This is a genomic window from Paenibacillus sp. GM2FR (assembly GCF_002803325.1).
Taxonomy (GTDB): Bacteria; Bacillota; Bacilli; order Paenibacillales; family Paenibacillaceae; genus Paenibacillus_AQ; species Paenibacillus_AQ lautus.
This window is the reverse complement of record NZ_MKZM01000013.1, coordinates 56,184-74,538: the sequence shown is the minus strand read 5'-3', so window position 1 is coordinate 74,538 and position 18,355 is coordinate 56,184. Positions and strand designations below refer to the sequence as shown.

The 18,355-nt window shown below is 50.0% G+C and carries 17 protein-coding genes and 2 rRNA genes; all 19 read left to right on the top strand.

Annotation, left to right across the window (positions count from 1 at the left end; translation table 11 throughout):
• Positions 1–127: ribosomal RNA gene (locus PAEVO_RS32725) — 23S ribosomal RNA — on the top strand; the annotation flags it as partial.
• A 65-nt stretch (positions 128–192) separates the two neighbouring features.
• Positions 193–309, top strand: a 5S ribosomal RNA gene (gene rrf / locus PAEVO_RS32720).
• Between the two features lie 462 nt (positions 310–771).
• A complete protein-coding gene (locus PAEVO_RS32715; RefSeq protein WP_100541578.1) occupies positions 772–1,806 on the top strand; it encodes an ABC transporter ATP-binding protein in 1,035 nt (344 codons plus the stop codon).
• On the top strand, positions 1,799–2,557 hold the full coding sequence (locus PAEVO_RS32710) for an ABC transporter permease (protein WP_100541577.1): 759 nt from the start codon (positions 1,799–1,801) through the stop codon (positions 2,555–2,557). The genes PAEVO_RS32715 and PAEVO_RS32710 overlap by 8 nt, the downstream gene beginning before the upstream one ends.
• Before the next feature lie 45 nt (positions 2,558–2,602).
• Positions 2,603–2,968 (top strand): GntR family transcriptional regulator, encoded by a 366-nt coding sequence (locus PAEVO_RS32705; RefSeq protein ID WP_100541576.1) that lies wholly within the window; start codon positions 2,603–2,605, stop codon positions 2,966–2,968.
• Positions 2,965–3,693 (top strand): ABC transporter ATP-binding protein, encoded by a 729-nt coding sequence (locus PAEVO_RS32700; RefSeq protein WP_100541575.1) that lies wholly within the window; start codon positions 2,965–2,967, stop codon positions 3,691–3,693. The genes PAEVO_RS32705 and PAEVO_RS32700 overlap by 4 nt, the downstream gene beginning before the upstream one ends.
• Positions 3,690–4,436 carry a hypothetical protein gene (locus PAEVO_RS32695; RefSeq protein ID WP_100541574.1) on the top strand — a complete coding sequence of 249 codons (747 nt, stop codon included), beginning with the start codon at positions 3,690–3,692 and terminating at the stop codon, positions 4,434–4,436. The genes PAEVO_RS32700 and PAEVO_RS32695 overlap by 4 nt, the downstream gene beginning before the upstream one ends.
• 352 nt (positions 4,437–4,788) lie before the next feature.
• Complete coding sequence (locus PAEVO_RS32690) at positions 4,789–5,898, top strand: amidohydrolase/deacetylase family metallohydrolase (protein ID WP_207797559.1); 1,110 nt, start codon at positions 4,789–4,791, stop codon at positions 5,896–5,898.
• Positions 5,876–6,979, top strand: coding sequence for a DgaE family pyridoxal phosphate-dependent ammonia lyase (locus PAEVO_RS32685; protein ID WP_100541572.1), 1,104 nt, complete (start codon positions 5,876–5,878; stop codon positions 6,977–6,979). The genes PAEVO_RS32690 and PAEVO_RS32685 overlap by 23 nt, the downstream gene beginning before the upstream one ends.
• A gap of 1 nt (position 6,980) precedes the next feature.
• Positions 6,981–7,736, top strand: a complete 756-nt coding sequence (dagF, locus tag PAEVO_RS32680) for a 2-dehydro-3-deoxy-phosphogluconate aldolase (protein WP_100541571.1) — start codon at positions 6,981–6,983, stop codon at positions 7,734–7,736.
• Entirely contained in the window at positions 7,729–8,745 is a 1,017-nt protein-coding gene (locus PAEVO_RS32675; protein ID WP_100541570.1) for a sugar kinase, read from the top strand. The genes dagF and PAEVO_RS32675 overlap by 8 nt, the downstream gene beginning before the upstream one ends.
• A gap of 8 nt (positions 8,746–8,753) precedes the next feature.
• A complete protein-coding gene (locus tag PAEVO_RS32670; RefSeq protein ID WP_100541569.1) occupies positions 8,754–9,470 on the top strand; it encodes a GntR family transcriptional regulator in 717 nt (238 codons plus the stop codon).
• A 359-nt stretch (positions 9,471–9,829) separates the two neighbouring features.
• Entirely contained in the window at positions 9,830–10,291 is a 462-nt protein-coding gene (locus PAEVO_RS32665; RefSeq protein WP_071221042.1) for a CtsR family transcriptional regulator, read from the top strand.
• 24 nt (positions 10,292–10,315) lie between these two features.
• Entirely contained in the window at positions 10,316–10,840 is a 525-nt protein-coding gene (mcsA, locus tag PAEVO_RS32660) for a protein-arginine kinase activator protein McsA (protein ID WP_100541568.1), read from the top strand.
• Between the two features lie 38 nt (positions 10,841–10,878).
• Positions 10,879–11,943: a protein-arginine kinase McsB gene (gene mcsB, locus PAEVO_RS32655; protein ID WP_100541567.1), complete on the top strand. Its 1,065-nt coding sequence runs from the start codon at positions 10,879–10,881 to the stop codon at positions 11,941–11,943.
• Between the two features lie 110 nt (positions 11,944–12,053).
• The gene (gene clpC, locus PAEVO_RS32650) at positions 12,054–14,513 is read left to right on the top strand and encodes an ATP-dependent protease ATP-binding subunit ClpC (RefSeq protein WP_100541566.1); all 2,460 of its coding nucleotides are present in this window, start codon (positions 12,054–12,056) and stop codon (positions 14,511–14,513) included.
• 556 nt (positions 14,514–15,069) lie between these two features.
• Positions 15,070–16,437 carry a DNA repair protein RadA gene (radA, locus tag PAEVO_RS32640; protein ID WP_009594669.1) on the top strand — a complete coding sequence of 456 codons (1,368 nt, stop codon included), beginning with the start codon at positions 15,070–15,072 and terminating at the stop codon, positions 16,435–16,437.
• A gap of 13 nt (positions 16,438–16,450) precedes the next feature.
• On the top strand, positions 16,451–17,527 hold the full coding sequence (gene disA / locus PAEVO_RS32635) for a DNA integrity scanning diadenylate cyclase DisA (protein WP_009594677.1): 1,077 nt from the start codon (positions 16,451–16,453) through the stop codon (positions 17,525–17,527).
• A gap of 49 nt (positions 17,528–17,576) precedes the next feature.
• Complete coding sequence (gene pssA / locus PAEVO_RS32630) at positions 17,577–18,311, top strand: CDP-diacylglycerol--serine O-phosphatidyltransferase (RefSeq protein ID WP_164817531.1); 735 nt, start codon at positions 17,577–17,579, stop codon at positions 18,309–18,311.
• Positions 18,312–18,355: the final 44 nt, after the last annotated feature.

Below are 18,355 nucleotides of genomic sequence, written 5' to 3'. Positions count from 1 at the left end.
AGCCCCCCTCAAGATGAGATTTCCCAACTAGTAAGACCCCTTGAAGACGACGAGGTAGATAGGTTGGAGGTGGAAGTGCAGCAATGCATGGAGCTGACCAATACTAATCGGTCGAGGGCTTATCCAACATATTTCAATGTGCTGCAAATTTCGTTTCGTATCTAGTTTTCAGGTGATCAAGCATCTGAGCCGTTTGGTGGCGATGGCGGAAGGGTTCCACGCGTTCCCATACCGAACACGACCGTTAAGCCTTCCAGCGCCGATGGTACTTGGACCGAAGGGTCCCGGGAGAGTAGGACGTCGCCAAGCGAACAACCATAAAGACCGTTATCGAGTCATCGATAGCGGTCTTTTCCTATATGGAGGTAACCTATTATATTGCGCCTTGATCAGCGATGGTTCAACTCCACGCAGGCACTAAGTTACTTATGATGGGTACCAGCTATTAAGCTGTATGATTGGAATTTGCCGCATTCCGAACAACATATTCAATACTTAAAAAGACGATCCCGCCGGGATCGTCTTTTTTGTTTCAGGAACCAACGATAAAATCATGAGCGATAACTGCAAGTGGAACGCTGATAGGTTCACTGTGGCGGATAAACCCCATCACAATCTCCTCGCCAGGCTTCATCGATGTGGTCTTATCCTCCAGCTCATCATAACGTTGGATATCAAACGAGCTTTCAATAAAAATTAGGCTTTACAGAACCAAAACACTAGTGTACTATTTAACTATGACACCGATACAATAAGGAGTGGGAGCAAAGCATGAATGAGAACGGTTCAAATGAAGCAACAACCAATATAGAGAACGCCTCAATCGACTTACAGGATAAGATACAATCTTCAAGCTCTTCGGATAAGAAGTCTAATAATGGTCCAGTCGTTCTTACCGTTGAACAAGTCACCAAAACGATTGGAAAGAAGAATATCGTTGACGGGCTATCCTTTGACATTCATCGCGGTGAAATCGTTGGTTTGCTTGGACCGAACGGCGCGGGCAAAACAACGACCATTCGGATGATTGTAGGGTTGATCGAAATGACCCATGGCGATGTACAGGTGAAAGGACACAGTATCAAGAAGGACTTCGTTCAAGCCGTTCGCCATATCGGGGGCATTATCGAGAACCCGGAATTTTACCCGTACATGAGCGGTTATGACAACCTGAGACAGTATCAGCGGATGTCCGAGGGAGTGACCATCACCAGAATCATGGAGGTTGTCAAGCTTGTTGGACTCCAGGATGCCATTCACAAGAAGGTGCGCGCGTATTCCTTAGGGATGCGCCAACGGCTTGGAATAGCGCAGGCCTTGCTGCATAATCCGTCCATCCTCATTCTTGACGAGCCGACGAATGGCCTGGATCCAGCCGGTATCCGCGAGATGCGGGATTACTTGAAGCAAATCGCCAAAGATGAAGGAATTGCCATTCTCGTATCCAGTCACCTGCTGTCGGAGATGGAGCTGATGTGCAGCCGTGTGGTCGTTATCCAGGAAGGTAAACTCGTAACCGAGCGTTCTATCGGAGGTACGGTTATTAATGAAGAGTTAACCACGGTAAGCTTCCGCGTGAATGACGTGGCCATGGCTGAACAGACCACTAGGCATCTGAAAGACATCACATTGCTCAACACCCAAATGGAGGAGGGAATCATCACCCTTCAACTTCAAGAAGAAGACATTCCTGCGTTGATCCAATCACTGTGTGATGCACGGGTACGGATTTACCGGGTGGAAGAGATCAAATCGTCACTTGAAGAAGAATTCTTAAAATGGACAGGAGGCAACCGCATTGCGTAGCTTTGGAAATCTCGTCTGGAATGAATGGCTCAAAATGTTTAAGAAAAGTAGCTTTTTCCTGCCATATGCGCTTTTGGCCGGAATGGTGATCTTCACGGCGTTCTTGCTCTATAAGTTTTCCGGTGGGGGCAGTACCGGTTATGAATTTGCCGAGATAGCAGTAACAACCAAGGGAATGGGGCAAGTGCTGACCCTGCTTGCCATTGTCGTGACGGCCGGAGCCGTAGCGAAGGAGCACAGCATGGGAACGATCAAATTGCTGCTTATACGTGCACAGAGCCGCACCAAGATTTTGGCATCGAAATACGTTGCCGTATTGATTTACATCTTAACACTAGTGGCCTTCATGTTTGCTGTAGCCGTGCTGACGGGTCAAATTACGTTCGGTATGGATGTCGGCTCCGTTACGCTTGGCGATGTGCTCATTGGAGCCGTGAACAATCTGGTGTATACGATCGTTTATGTAACGCTAACCTTTATGGTAGGCATTCTAACGAGATCTACCGGTCCTGCAATCGGCATCGGCATGTTCATGGTCATTATGGAAAGTATGGTGGTACAGCTGCTTGCGCGTTATTCCTGGTCTAAATACCTGCTGTTCCTAAACGTGGATCTTTCCATGTACAGCGGAGGCGCAGGCTCCCCGATTCCAGGCATGAGTTTAACATTCTCAATGATGATGCTCGCTGTATATCTCCTCTTGTTTCTTGCGATAGGCTTTGTTACGTTTAAAAAACGGGATGTCGCATAAGGGACCTGAGTTCGAGGTAGAGCGGCGGAAAGGAGCAACCCCACAGTGAGTATAGAATTCGACAATAATCTGCCGATCTATTTACAGATCATGACGTATTTAAAGAAAGAAATCATCATCGGTAAACTGCAGCCCGGTGATAAAATCCCATCGGTTCGAGAATTAGCGAGTGAGCTTCAAATAAATCCAAACACGGTGCAGCGAACTTTTCAGGAATTGGAGCGTGAGGGTATTGTGGAGACGCGGCGGGGATTGGGCCGATACGTGACAAGCGAGGAACCCAAAATTATGGAAATCAAAAAAGAAATGGCTGGCGATCTGCTGGAACGCTTTATCCGCGGCATGCAGGAGCTTGGCTTTAAAGATCAGGATATCATATCGATCGTGGAAGATGCTGTGAAGCAGCCATGATCCATAGTGGAGGTGAAATCACGGTGGAGAATCTGTTACAGGTAAGGAACGTGACCAAAACTTATGCCGCTGGCCGCAGAGCGTTACATGATGTCAATCTGGATATCAACGGTGGAAAAATCATTGGCTTGCTGGGCACCAACGGCAGCGGAAAGAGTACACTTATGAAGATTGCGGCTGGGTTGATCCAGCCGACAACGGGCGGCGTTTACGTGAATGGCAAACCGGTTGGCCTGGAAACCAAAGCCGTCGTTTCTTTTATGCCGGACCGACCCGTGACGGAATCCTGGATGAAGGTATCCGATGCGGTGGCATTTTTTAAGGATTTTTATGAGGACTTTAATGTGGAGAAGGCCCGCAACATGCTGGAATTCATGAATTTAAAGACCCATGATCGCATCAGTTCCTTGTCCAAAGGAATGAATGAGCGCCTGCAGTTATCACTGGCCTTGTCCCGTGAAGCCCAGCTGTATATGCTGGATGAACCGATTGGCGGAGTGGATCCGGTAGCCCGGGGGAAAATTTTGGACGCGATCGTTGAATTCTACAACGAGGACAGCAGCATTATCATTTCGACCCATCTGGTCCGGGATATCGAACGGATATTTGATGAAGTGATCTTTATTCAGGGCGGCGAAGTTGTCATGCATGACGAAGTGGAGAACATCCGCCTAAGACACGGAAAAAGTGTGGATGAGATGTTTAAAGAGGTGTATGCGGAATGATGAGATTGTTGAAATACGACTGGAAGAGAAATTCGACTACGCTGCTCGGCGCTTTCGCGATTCTACTCATCGTGCAGATTGCGATCACGGTGACAGGCTCGATCAGAGACTGGGAGCTTGGCGTTATGTTCGGTTTAAGCATGCTGGCGTACGGCTCGGTGGGCGTCCTGCTGCTGGTGGTCGCTGGCAAGAACTTCGGCTATAACATAAAGGCATATCACCGGCGTTTACTCCCCGTACGTTCCGTGTGGAATGTTGCTTCATCACTTATACTGGCATGTGTAAGCTTGCTGGTACTTGGCATATTGATGGCTGTGCATTTATGGTACTACTGGAGCTCGGCGGGCATATGGGGAAATATCAATCTCGCGGATGTTCCCGTTTCGTATTATGTCGGGCTTGCCTTGCTGATGGTATGGAAATTCATCTATTTGATGATTGCGATATTTTTTGCAATTACCGTGGCCAGCAGCATCACGAAGAAGGGCAGTACCTGGATCGGCATTCTGGTGTTCTTCGTATTGCAATACGTTCTTGGCTGGCTTAGCCAAGTCCTTTTCGGAGAAGAGGCAGCGTGGGTCGGACCTATGGCCAGCATTTCATTTTACGAGAAAGAAGCAGACATTACGGTATCGACAGTGCAATATACATTAGCATGGGGGGCACTTGCTTTTGAAGTGGTATTGGCCGCCTTGATCTTGTATGCAACGGTGTACCTCATTGACCGCAAGGTTGAGGTTTAACCAAAAGAGATGATTGGAAATCGGTAAGACGAATGAACAAGGTCTAAGCTATAGAACGAACAAAGAAACTGCCTATCCCAGGGCAGTTTTTTTGCGTTTGGAAGGAGATACACGGGTAAAACAGAACTAGAAGCATAACCGTACTCGTACTCCGCGAGAGTGGAACCCTTCCTTACATCATGTAAGATGAGGATAAAATACGGAAATGTATTTAAACATTATAACGTTATATTCACGTAACGCACGTTCTGTGCTATGCTATAACCACGATACTCATTACACAATGTAAACCGACGGATAAGAGGATCCAAGGCTGGTACGGCAAGGCTGAAGGAGTGAAGCTATGAAGATATTGGAACAGCGTTTTATTATACGCAATGTAAAGACGGTACATGATGATAAACCCTTTGACATTGTCATGGAGAACGGATTTATAACCGAAATAACGGATGCGAATGCGAACCCGGCACACGGTGCCAACAGTTTCGATGGTACGGGATTATACGTGTCCAGCGGCTGGATCGATATGCACGTCCATGCGGTCGCCAAGCTGGAGCCCTACGGAGATGCCATCGACGAGATCGGCGTTAAGCAAGGGGTTGCCACCATTATCGACGCAGGGAGCTGCGGCGCGGATACGATTGGAGAATTGGCAGCCGAGGTTGCAAGGGCCAAGACGAATGTATTTGCTTTTTTGAATATTTCCCATATCGGTCTGCAGCGGGTTGACGAGTTGTCCAGTCTGGAATGGATCGATGCTGAGAAGGCAACAAAGGCGGTATGCACGTATCCGGATTTGATCATTGGACTCAAGGCCAGAATCAGCAAAAGCGTAGTCAAGGATAATGGGGTAGAACCGCTTCGACTCGCAAGAAAATTGTCCGGGAAAACGTCACTGCCGCTGATGGTACATATCGGGTCAGGGCCACCGCCGATTAAGGAAGTATTGGAGCTGCTTCAGAAGGACGACATTATCACTCATTATTTGAACGGGAAAGCCAACAATTTATTTGATTCGGACGGGAAGCCGATCCCTGCCCTGGTGGAAGCGATAGCTCGCGGCGTTCATCTGGATGTGGGTCATGGAACAGCAAGCTTTTCGTTCTTGGTAGCGGAGTATGCGAAAGTCCAAGGGATTAAACCTGACACGATCAGCACCGATATTTATCGCGGAAATCGCATCAATGGCCCGGTGTACAGCCTGGCTAATGTCATGACAAAGTTCCTGTATTTGGGGTACAGCTTGCAGGAGGTGATCTCAGCGGTAACGGACCATGCAGCAGGATGGTTGCGCCGTCCGGAGCTTGGCCGAATTGAAGTCGGCGATGCCGCTCACCTGACGTTGTTTGCCCTGCGGCAGGGTGCTATGAGTTTAACGGATTCCGAAGGGGAGACCCGAATCGCTGATCGATATATCGAACCTAGAGGAGTGGTAGTCAATGGATCATTCATTACATGCTAAATACGGGTTGAAACGCGTGGTGAATGCCAGCGGGCGCATGAGTATTCTTGGCGTGTCGGCACCGACAGATACCGTCATGGAAGCGATGCGGATCGGTGGGCAGAGTTACGTGGAAATTGCGGATCTGGTAGATAAAGCGGGTGATTACATGGCACGCATCCTCGGTTCCGAGGCTGCGGTCGTTGTCAATTCTGCCTCCAGCGGTATCGCTCTTTCCGTGGCTGGAATCGTCACCGAAGGCAATCGCAGGCGCAGTGACCGATTGCACCAGGAGCCGATCGCGAAGAACGAGATTATCATGTTTAAGGGACATAATGTTCAGTATGGGGCCCCCGTTGAAACCATGGTTTATCTTGGAGGCGGCAAGGTCGTAGAGGTAGGGTACGCCAACGAAGGGCGTAAGGAGCATATCGCGGAAGCAATTAATGAGCGTACAGCCGCCATTTTGTACGTGAAATCCCATCACTGCGTACAGAAAAATATGATTTCGGTGGAAGAAGCGGCAGAAGTGGCCCAGGCACATGGACTTCCGCTGATCGTCGATGCTGCTGCCGAAGAGGATATTCAGAAATATGTGAAATACGGGGACCTGGCCATATACAGCGGATCCAAGGCAATTGAAGGCCCAACCTCCGGCATTGTCGGCGGCAAACGTCAATATGTGGAGTGGGTGAAGGCGCAGCTGCATGGTATTGGGCGCAGCATGAAGGTCGGCAAGGAAACGACGTTTGGATTGCTCCAGGCGCTGGACGAGTATATGGTGAAGGAAGATAAGAGTGAACAGGAGAAAGCAGCGCTGGAGGAAATGAAGGCTCTATCCAAATTGCCGGGCATTGAGGTCAGCATCGTTCAGGACGAAGCGGGAAGAGCGATCTTCCGAGGGCGAGTGAAAGTCGATGAAAATACGGCGGGGATCAGTGCCAAGGCTATGAACGATCAGCTTCGCGAAGGCGATATTGCTGTATACACCCGGGATTACGGCGTACGTCAGGGATATTTCGATATCGATCCTCGCTCGCTTTCCGAGGATGATTTGCAAGTCATTATCACAAGAATACAACAGATTGCAGGGGGAAACTAAGATGGCAAATATGGAGAAACGTCTTTACAGAAATCGCGCGGCACTGAACGTACTTGCAGGCAGCATTCAGAATGCGAAGGACATTTTTGAAGCTTCGGAAGGGCATGTGCTGGTCGGCGTATTGTCCAAAAATTACCCGAACGCGCAAGAGGCCGTTATTGCAATGAAGGAATACGGCGCCGTTATCGAGGATGCGGTATCGATCGGATTGGGTGCCGGCGATAACCGTCAAGCTGCGGTGGTAGCCGAGATTGTGAAAAGCTACCCAGGCACGCATATCAATCAGGTGTTCCCGGCGGTCGGTGCTACACGTGCCAATCTGGATGGCAAAGAAAGCTGGATTAACAGCCTTGTGTCTCCTTCGGGTCAAGTGGGCTACGTGAATATCTCAACCGGACCGATGAGTGCTGCTGGGTCGGACAAAGCCATCGTACCTGTAAAAGCGGCCATTGCGCTTGTGCGCGACATGGGCGGTAATGCACTGAAGTACTTCCCGATGCAGGGCTTGAAGTTGGAGGATGAATACCGCGCGGTAGCGAAGGCATGTGCGGAGGAAGGATTTGCGCTTGAACCAACAGGCGGGATTGATAAAGAGAATTTTGAAGCCATCGTGCGCATCGCATTCGAAGCGGGAGTGCAGCAGGTCATCCCGCACGTGTACTCCTCGATTATCGACTCGGTAAGCGGAGATACGATCATTAGCGATGTTCAAGAGCTGCACCGCAAGCTAAAAGCGCTGGTTGATCAATATGCCTAAGACGATTGCCGCATATGGCGAAGTGATGATGCGTCTTCAAGTACCGGGATATGCTTCCTTGGCTCAAGAGAGCCATCTGAATTACTCCTTCTCCGGCACGGGTGTAAACATCGCCTCGGCTGTGGCAAGGTTCGGTCATAACGGCTATCTGGTCAGCACGCTGCCGGATAACCCGCTTGGCGAAGCGGCGATTTCCTACCTGCGCAAGCTTGGCATCGACACTTCGCTCATTAGCCGCGGAGGCAAATATGTCGGCATGTACTTTCTGGAGAATGGCTTTGGCGTAAGACCCGGACGTGTAACTTATACGGACCGACTGGGCAGCAGCTTTAATACGGCAGAGGATGCCATGTACGATTTCGGTGGGATTGCCGAAAAGACGGACATGATCCATTTTTGCGGCATAACCCTTTCCATGAACGACACGGTACGGGGCCAAATGAAGACACTGGCTCGTGAAGTTAAGAAAAACGGCGGAACCGTTGTGTTCGATTGCAATTATCGTCCCTCTTTATGGGGGATGGACCGCTACGAGTTTGCTAAGCCGCACTATGAGGAAATGCTGTCACTTGCGGATGTCGTCTTTATGAATGAAAAAGACGCTATCTATATCCTTGGCATGGAGACGACCCGTGAGGATCGCAATGAACAGCTGCAGGAGTTGATTCCGAAGGTGGCAGCGAAGTATAATATTACGGTTGCGTCGGGTACCCACCGGAAGATCAACGGGGATAACACCCATTCTCTGCAAGGCTATCTCTACACGGATGGAGCGTTTCATTTTTCCAAAACCTTGACGTTTTCCGTCCATGACCGTATCGGCGCGGGTGATGCCTACGCCAGCGGGGTGATTCATGGGATCTCGGAGGGATTTGAACCGAATCGGACGGTTGATTTTGCCGCAGCTGCGGCGATGCTTGCCCATACCGTTACAGGGGATACGCCGACGGCGAACGAACGCGAAGTGCTTCAGGCAATGAGTCATCACATGTCTGACGTGGAAAGGTAGGAGGAAGCATGTCGATCACGCGGAAGAACGGTCCGTTATACTTGCAAATCAAGAAGATCATAAAAGATCGGATTCTGCATGGGGAATATCCACTTGGCTCCCATATTCCTTCCGAGCCGCAGCTGGAACAGGAATTTAACGTTAGCAAAATGACGGTCCGCAATGCGATCCAGGAGCTGTACCAGGAAGGATATGTAGAGAAGCGGAGTGGGGTAGGAACGATTGTGACCCGGAACACGTCCTTCTCCAAGCTTTCCAAAGGCAAGCTGTTTACCGAGATTCTGGTCGAAGAAGGACACCAGATTCGGAAGCGTCACCTGAAGACGGAATGGGTGCTTAATGAGCCGGATAGCGAATTGTTCTTAAAATTCGGGGAGCGGTGCCTGCTTATTGAACGATTGTATTTACTGGACGGGAGTCCTTTTATTTACTACACTCACTACGTGTCATCCCAAGTGGATATGGGCGAAGAGTTCGGTTCCACCGAACTGCCGTCGCTGTATGACCGCATCGAGGAGAGTCAAATTACGCTGGAGAATTTCCGGGACCGTTTTCTGGCGACCGTGGCAAATGAGGAGATTGCCTCCTTGCTTGAAGTAAGCATAGGCACGCCGTTACTAAAGCGGCTCAGATCCTCTTATGACGGGACAGGCAGCATCATTGAATACAGCATCGGCTATTACAATACGGAGTTACAGCACTACTTGATCAGTTATGATGCCTAAGGGTTTAGACTATACAAGAGCATGATATGGAGAAGTGGCCTCGAACCGGTATTCACCCGGCATGGGGACTGCTTCTTTTTTTGTTGCCTTATATGAATTGTTCTTCGGAAAGAGGCTATAAGCGATCAAAGAACTGGGTACAATAAGAATAAATGCAAAGCGCGAACATTTGAGAAGAACCCTCTTGGCAAAATGAAAAAATGTGCTATAATGATATCAAAGTCAAAGAAAGTCAAAGTCAACGAGAGGGTTCGCCGATTTTGATTGTGGTTAAAATTAACGTATATGCAAGGCTCTGTGCGGACGTGTAAGATCACTATCCGTCTTAACGTTTCAAACAGTGGAGGATGAACAGACCAATGCGTAATATCTCTGATATTATCGAACAATACCTGAAGAGCATACTGCAGGAAAGTCCGGAGGGTACCGTTGAAATTCAACGGAACGATCTGGCAGAGCAATTTTCTTGCGTTCCTTCCCAGATTAACTACGTGATCAGTACACGGTTCACGCTGGAGAAGGGCTTTCTTGTCGAGAGCAAGCGCGGCGGGGGCGGGTACATACGCATCCAGCGTATCGAGCTTCCCCAGCATACTGCACTCCAGCAGCATCTTCATCATACCATTGGCAGCATGATTGACCAGACGGTGGCTGAAGGATTGATTTACCAGCTGGAGGAATCCCGGTTTTTAACAAAGCGGGAGGCCAGCCTGATGCGGGCCGCCATTTCAAGGGAGTGCCTCAATGTGAAGCTTCCTTATCGGGATGAGCTGCGTGCAAGGATTATGAAGGCGATGCTTATTTCTTTATTAGGTAAGTGAGTCTGTGTAAGGGGGCATCGGATTATGTTATGCCAAGAATGCGGTAAACGGCCGGCGACACTTCATTTCACCAAAATTGTGAACGGGGAGAAAACGGAGTTTCATTTTTGTGAAACCTGTGCCCGTGAAAAAGGGGAATTGATCCCCGGCACGTCGAATGGTTTTTCTATACACAGTTTGCTGTCAGGTCTTCTGGATCTGGATCCTTCAGGCAAGGGCCAGAGCCCCGGTGCAAAAACGGCCCAGACGCTGCAATGCGAAGAATGCGGTATGACGTATTCCCAGTTCAGCAAGCTTGGCCGGTTCGGCTGCAGCTCGTGTTATAAATATTTCTCGGATCGATTGGATCCATTGTTTAAGAGAGTCCATGGGGGGACTTCCCATGTCGGCAAAGTGCCGAAGCGTACGGGTGGCCGTATTCAGATCAAACGCCAGATTGATGAGCTTAAGAAGGAGCTTCAAATTCGGATCGTGCAGGAAGAGTTTGAAACGGCTGCCGAGATCCGGGACCAAATCCGTGAGCTGGAGCGAAATATGGCTCAGGGATAAGATGGTAAGATTTTGCACTTTAGTAGGAGGAATGCGTGATGTCTAATCTCCGGTTTACCGATTCGGCGCTGAGCGAGTGGATGCGCGGGAACGGTCAGGATTCCGACATTGTCATCAGCACCCGTGTCAGGGTGGCGCGCAATCTGCAGCATCTTCCTTTCCCGCTGCTGGCAACGGATCAGCAGTCGGGAGAAGTGCTAGAGCGCCTGACGAATGTGCTGAAGAATAAGGACGATTTGCAGGATTTCGGGGATTTACATGTAATTAAATTAAGTGAGATTGATGAGCTGGATAAGAAGGTTCTTGTTGAGAAGCATCTAATCAGCCCCAATCTGGCGAATGAGTCCCGAAACGGTGCCGTCATCCTTACTGAAGATGAATCCGTCAGCATTATGATCAATGAAGAGGATCACCTGCGCATACAGTGTTTATATCCCGGATTTCAGGTTCGTGAGGCATGGGCACGTGCGACGGCGCTGGATGACGTTTTTGAATCCGAGATTGATTATGCGTTTGATGACAAGCGAGGTTATCTTACGAGTTGTCCGACGAATGTCGGCACCGGCCTTCGCGCATCGGTCATGATGCATCTGCCCGCTCTTGTTATGACACAGCAGATTAACCGGATTCTCTCGGCTGTATCGCAGGTAGGCTTGACCGTAAGAGGGATTTACGGTGAAGGCAGCGAAGCGTTAGGCAACCTGTTTCAAATCTCGAATCAGATTACGCTCGGTCAAACCGAGTCCGAGATCATTGAGAATCTTCACAGCGTCGCCTTGCAAATCATCGAGCATGAGAAGAATGCCAGAGCCCGGCTCTTGGGTGAATCCAAGCTCCGTATTACGGATCGGGTGATGCGCTCCTATGGCATACTGTCCTATGCAGCGGTGATGGATTCGAAGGAAGCGGCCCAGCGATTGTCGGATGTTCGGCTTGGTGTGGATCTCGGCCTTCTGGAAGGCCCGGAAATCCCGGTCATGAATGAACTGAATGTGAAGACGCAACCGGGCTTTCTGCAGAAGACCTATGGAGAGGGTATGACTCCTTCCGAACGCGACATGTACAGGGCTAAGCTCATCAGAGAAACATTGGGTAACGATTAAGGATCTATACTCGTTTTACAGTTGGATGACGGTTTAAGCGTCCTATAGCTGACGATACACCGAAATCCGCGAGGTTCAATATATTAATTGAAACGTGGAGGTGCAATACTATGATGTTTGGCAGATTTACGGAACGTGCACAAAAGGTGCTTGCATTGGCTCAGGAAGAAGCGGTACGTCTGGGGCACAACAATATCGGCACAGAACATATCCTGCTAGGACTTATTCGTGAAGGAGACGGCATTGCAGCCAAAGCGCTGATCGGACTTGGACTTGGTCTTGAAAAAATTCAGGATGAAGTCGAAACATTAATCGGACGCGGACAGGAGCAGCCTACCAACATTGCTTATACGCCTAGAGCGAAAAAGGTAATTGAGCTCTCCATGGACGAAGCTCGTAAGCTTGGTCATACCTACGTAGGTACGGAGCATATTCTGCTGGGGCTGATTCGTGAAGGCGAAGGGGTTGCCGCACGTGTGCTGAACAACCTTGGCATTAGTCTGAACAAAGCCCGGCAGCAGGTGCTGCAGCTGCTCGGCAGCAGCGAAGCGGTATCGAGCCATCATGGCACGCCGCAAAACGTAAGCACGCCTACACTGGACAGTCTCGCTCGCGATCTGACTGCCATTGCCAAGGAAGGCAATCTGGATCCGGTCATTGGCCGCAGCAAAGAAATCGAGCGCGTGATTCAGGTACTGAGCCGCCGTACGAAGAACAACCCGGTGTTGATTGGTGAACCAGGGGTAGGTAAGACGGCGATTGCGGAAGGCCTGGCCCAACGCATCATTAACAATGAAATTCCAGAGACACTGCGTGACAAACGCGTCATGACGCTGGATATGGGCTCGGTTGTTGCTGGAACGAAATACCGCGGCGAGTTTGAGGATCGCTTGAAAAAAATTATGGATGAGATTCGTCAAGCGGGTAACATTGTTCTGTTCATCGATGAGCTGCATACCTTGATCGGTGCAGGCGGTGCAGAAGGTGCGATTGACGCTTCCAACATTCTTAAGCCATCATTGGCACGCGGAGAACTTCAGTGCATCGGGGCAACCACACTGGACGAATACCGCAAATATATTGAAAAAGATGCTGCTCTTGAGCGCCGTTTCCAACCGATTACGGTGGACCAACCATCGCCGGAGGAAGCCATTCAGATTCTGTATGGACTGCGTGACCGTTACGAAGCGCATCACCGCGTAAAAATTACGGATGAAGCGATCGAGCAGGCCGTGAAATTGTCCGACCGCTACATTACGGACCGCTTCCTGCCGGATAAAGCGATTGACCTGATTGACGAGGCCGGTTCGAAAGTTCGCCTTCATACGTATACCATACCGCCGAATCTGAAAGATCAGGAAGCGCATCTGGAGGACATCCGCAAAGAGAAAGACGCAGCTGTCCAAAGCCAGGAATTCGAGAAAGCTGCAGCGCTGCGCGATACGGAGCAGAAGCTTCGCGAAGAACTTGAAATCACGAAGAATCAATGGAAAGAAAAACAAGGACGTACCGATTCCGAGGTAACTCCGGAGGATATTGCCGACGTTGTAGCCAACTGGACCGGTATTCCTGTAAATAAACTGAAAGAAGAAGAGACCGAGCGTCTTCTGAATCTGGAAGAAATTCTGCACAGCCGCGTCATCGGTCAAGAGGAAGCGGTCAAAGCAGTGAGCCGTGCCGTTCGCCGGGCACGTGCAGGCCTGAAAGATCCGAAGCGTCCAATGGGCTCCTTCATCTTCCTGGGTCCTACCGGGGTAGGTAAAACCGAGCTGGCACGCGCCCTTGCGGAGGCGATGTTCGGAGACGAGAACGCGGTTGTACGGATCGATATGTCCGAGTACATGGAGAAGCATTCCACATCACGTCTCGTCGGAGCGCCTCCGGGATATGTCGGCTACGAAGAAGGCGGTCAGCTGACCGAGAAGGTACGCCGCAAACCGTATTCCGTTGTGCTGCTCGATGAAATCGAGAAGGCGCACCCTGAGGTATTCAACATCTTGCTTCAAGTGCTGGAAGACGGACGTTTGACCGATTCCAAGGGCCGCGTGGTGGACTTCCGCAACACACTGATCATTCTTACCTCCAACGTGGGAGCGGAAGCAATCAAGAAGAACTCTACGCTTGGCTTTACTGCGGTGACGGATGCAGGCCGCGATTATAACAACATGAAAGGCAAAGTGATGGATGAGCTCAAGAAGAGCTTCCGTCCAGAGTTCTTGAACCGGATTGATGAGATCATCGTGTTCCACTCTCTGGAAGAGAAACACATTGCCGAAATCGTGACTTTGATGTCCGACGAGCTGCGTAAGCGTCTGAAGGAATTCGAGGTGCATTTCGAGCTCACCGACAAGGCGAAGGCCTTCATCGCCAAGGAAGGATACGATCCGGCCTTCGGTGCTCGCCCACTGCGCCGGGCTATCCAGAAGCACATCGAGGATCGTCTCTCCGAGGAGCTGTTGAAAGGTACTGTGGCCAAGGGCGACTCGCTCGTCATCGATGAAGCGAATGGCGAACTGGTTGTGAACAAGAACGAAAGTGTCACTGCCGCATCAGCAGCCGAAACTGAATAAGTTGGAACAACAACACCGCCCCGCTGGATTTAAATCCGGCGGGGTTTTTGATTTTGAGATTAATGGAAGATGAAGGTTTTGTATGGGGCAGAAATTTGGATGCTCAGAAGTTATGTAAATGAAATGATCGGGGCTGTTTAAATCGGTAAATTAATTAGGCAAAGGGATGATTAGCGAATTAGGAGAACAGATCCTTATGTATCAACCTAGCGGAGAGGACGGAATCGTTCTGAAGAAGCGACAGCGTTCGCCTTTAAAACCGGGAAACGACCATGATTCCAATTCCAGTTTCCTGGTTTTAACAGCGATCGTAAGAACGATCCGACAGCAATGCGGACATGTATGGTTTACATGTATGTATTTTGATAAATTGCAGCAAAAATAATGTCGATCCGCCCCCGACCCTTCAAATTTGAAACAAATCCTTCTCATCCCGCGTAAAGTTTCCGATTAGCCTTTACGTTGAATTATAAGAAATGGTAAACTTTGAGTAATGCCTGATTTTGCAGGGTTTTACGGAATCCGACAAATGATGTGCGACATAAAGGAGACTCACATGGCAAAAACTAAAACGAAATTTTTCTGTACCGAATGCGGCTATGAAGCGCCCAAATGGTTCGGAAAATGTCCGGGCTGCCAATCATGGAATTCCATGGTAGAAGAGACCGAGACGGTAATCAAGACGCAGGGGATGAATTCCCCTCTTTTTCATAGTAAAGAAAAACCCCTTTCGATCATAAATATAGAAAGCGGTAAAGAACCCAGAATCCAGACGGGCATTGCGGAATTGAACCGTGTGCTCGGGGGCGGGCTTGTCCCGGGCTCGCTGGTGTTAGTCGGCGGTGACCCCGGCATCGGCAAATCCACGCTGCTGCTGCAAGCCTCCAACCGATTGGCCCAGAACGGCATTCGCGTTCTGTACATTTCCGGTGAGGAATCCGTACGCCAGACCAAACTGCGTGCAGATCGGCTCGGGGCGCTGTCCCCGGAGCTGTTTGTCCTCTGTGAAACCAATCTGGAATCGATCGAGGAAGCCATTGAGAACGTGCAGCCTGGCTTTGTTGTCATTGACTCCATTCAGACGGTGTATTTGCCGGAGGTTACCAGTGCGCCGGGGAGCGTATCCCAGGTACGGGAGTGTACGGCACGCTTCATGCGATTGGCGAAGGTGAAGGGCATAGCGACCGTTCTGGTCGGTCATGTGACCAAGGAAGGCGCTATTGCAGGCCCAAGGATGCTGGAGCACATGGTGGACTGTGTGCTTTATTTTGAAGGAGAGCGTCACCACACTTACCGTTTGCTTCGCGCGGTGAAGAACCGTTTCGGTTCGACGAATGAGATTGGCATTTTTGAGATGGGTGAGGATGGGCTTCGCGAAGTCGGGAATCCATCGGAACTGTTTTTATCTGAACGGCCTTTAGGCGTTGCGGGTTCGACCGTTGTTGCGAGCATGGAGGGAACGCGCCCGGTTCTGGTCGAGCTGCAGGCGCTCATCTCCACAACCCACTTCCCGTCACCGCGCCGGATGGGTACAGGGGTGGACCACCACCGCATGAACCTGATCATTGCCGTGCTGGAGAAACGGATGGGCATGTACCTGCAAACCCAAGACGCCTATCTGAATGTAGCTGGCGGCGTGAAGCTTGATGAACCAGCGGTAGATTTGGCCATAGCGGTTAGCATTGCATCCAGCTTCCGAGACATTCCGACCAAGCCGTATGATGTCATCTTTGGCGAGGTTGGTCTGACCGGCGAGGTTCGCGCCGTTTCCAGAGCGGAACAAAGAGTAAGGGAAGCCGAGAAGCTGGGCTTTAAGCGCGTACTCATGCCGGAGAAGAGTTTGAAGGGATGGAAGCATCCGAAAGGAATACAAATTATAGGAGTAAATACCGTTGCAGATGCATTAGCGGTTGCGTTAGATTAGGGGGCATACGAAGGTGAAAGAAACGAGCCAACTGGACAAAATGAATGATTTGCTAAAGCTGGTAGCACCGGGAACGCCGTTTCGCGACGGACTGGAGAACGTGCTGCGGGCGAAGACGGGCGCCCTGATCGTTGTGGGCTACAGCCCGGAGGTAATGGAAGTTGTCGATGGCGGCTTCTCCATTAACTGCGATTTTTCGCCAAACTATTTATACGAGCTGGCCAAGATGGACGGCGCCATCATCCTGAGTGAAGACTTGAAACGGATCTTATATGCGAATACCCAGCTGATTCCGGATTCCTCGATCTCTTCCATCGAGACAGGGATACGGCACAGAACAGCGGAACGGGTAGCGAAACAGACAGGCAAGCTGGTTGTATCCATCTCGCAGCGCCGTAACATTATTACGCTGTATCAAGGATCGCTGCGATATGCATTGAAGGAAATCGGCGTCATCCTAACCAAGGCCAATCAGGCTATACAGACGCTGGAGCGATACCGCGTGGTGCTTAATCAATCGCTCACCAACCTTTCGGCATCTGAATTTGAAGAGCTGGTCACCATTCCGGAAGTCGTGAACGTGATTCAGCGAGTGGAGATGGTGCTCCGCATCAAGAAGGAGATCAAGCGCTATATCAACGAGCTTGGCAACGAAGGCCGCTTGATCAGCATGCAGATGGATGAGCTTGTGAGCAATATGGAGGAGGAGGCTTGGCTGCTGTATGCAGACTATGCCCGGGAGTACAGCGAGGAGAAGATCCGCGAGATCATTCTGGCGCTCAAGCGTTCAACGGATGAGGAGCTGCTGGACATTCACCATATTGTGCGGCTTCTTGGTTACCCGGCTTCCGCCGCTGCTTCGGAGGAAGAAATACTGCCGCGCGGTTACCGGATTTTGAACAAAATCCCTCGCCTTCCGAATGTGATCATTCGCAACCTGGTGGACCAGTTCCATGACTTATCCAGCATTATGACCGCTTCCATCCATGAGCTTGATGAAGTTGACGGGATCGGCGAGGTTCGCGCACGCACCATAAAAGAAGGCCTGAAACGTTTGCAAGAACAAGTATTCATTGACAGACAAATCTAAAAGCCCTACAATCGATGTTCGAACGTACATTAACGAGGTGAATATAAAAATGACGAAATCAATTCCGAACATGTTTACTTTAGGTAATCTGTTTCTCGGAATGATTGGTATCATCTTGGCGACGGAAGGTCGAACGAGTATGGCCGCCATTATGATTATCATTGCCATGCTCCTTGACGGACTGGACGGTCGGGTAGCTCGGGCCTTGAATTGCCAGAGCGAATTCGGTAAGGAACTTGACTCCTTATCCGATGTAATTTCTTTTGGCGTAGCGCCGGCACTCATTATGTATACCGTAGCATTTACGGATATCAATACCGCACTGGCTTGGACAGTGACCGCCATATTTCCGATGTGCGGCGCACTGCGGCTTGCAAGATTTAATGTTCGTCCGGGCATACCGGGTTATTTTATCGGCCTGCCGATCCCCGCTGCGGGAGGCGTGCTGGCAACCTTGGCGTTATTCCATGAAGAGATTACAGCACCTTATATGATTATTGCCGTATTACTGCTTTCTTACCTCATGGTTAGCGCAGTCAAGTACCCGAACTTCAAGAAGATTGGCATTCCGAAAACAGCGATTAAATTTACCCCGCTCGTCATCATTGGCGCAGTCATGGTTGCCGTGTTCTTTCCGGAGCAGACCTCCATGCTGATATTCTTGCCATTGGTCCTGTATGCAGGGTATGGCTTGCAGCAGAATTTTCGCAGGCTGAACCGCAAAAAACGGCGTAAAAAGGATGACTCCAATTCAGATGAGGCCTATCAATCCTCTGACCGATAAGCCAATTTCGGTCATATATCCAAATAAAAAGCATTTATTTCCCT